Here is a 532-nt window from a genome sequence, read left to right as displayed (position 1 = left end):
GGGCGGCGCTGCTGGTGGCCTTTGCCGTTGCGGCGGCAAGCCTGGTGCAAGTGCGCTCGGGGGAGGCCACGGTGATTACGCGCTTTGGCAATCCATCGCGGGTGTTACTGGAGCCGGGTCTTGGCTGGCGTTGGCCGGCGCCGTTCGAGGCGGCGATTCCGGTTGATCTGCGGCTGCGTACCACCTCCAGCGGTTTACAGGATGTGGGCACGCGCGACGGTCTGCGCATCATCGTGCAAGCCTACGTGGCCTGGCAGGTACAGGGCGATCCGGACAACGTGCAACGTTTTATGCGCGCTGTACAGAATCAACCCGATGAAGCCGCGCGGCAGATTCGTACCTTTGTCGGCTCGGCGCTGGAAACCACTGCCAGCAGTTTCGACCTGGCCAACCTGGTGAACACTGACGCCAACCAGGTGCACATCGCCGATTTCGAAGCGCAGCTGCGCCAGCAGATCGATCAGCAGTTGCTCACCACCTATGGCGTGCGAGTGCTGCAAGTCGGTATCGAGCGCTTGACGCTGCCATCGGT

General features: G+C 63.2%; 1 protein-coding gene. It reads left to right on the top strand.

What is annotated here, in order from left to right; all coding sequences use genetic code 11:
• On the top strand, positions 1–532 hold a 532-nt coding region (locus AC1DF0_RS32075), incomplete at both ends, for an SPFH domain-containing protein (RefSeq protein ID WP_477577602.1).

The sequence above is a fragment of the Paenibacillus sp. 05T425 genome (assembly GCF_056396205.1).
This window is presented reverse-complemented; position numbering and strand designations above follow the sequence as displayed.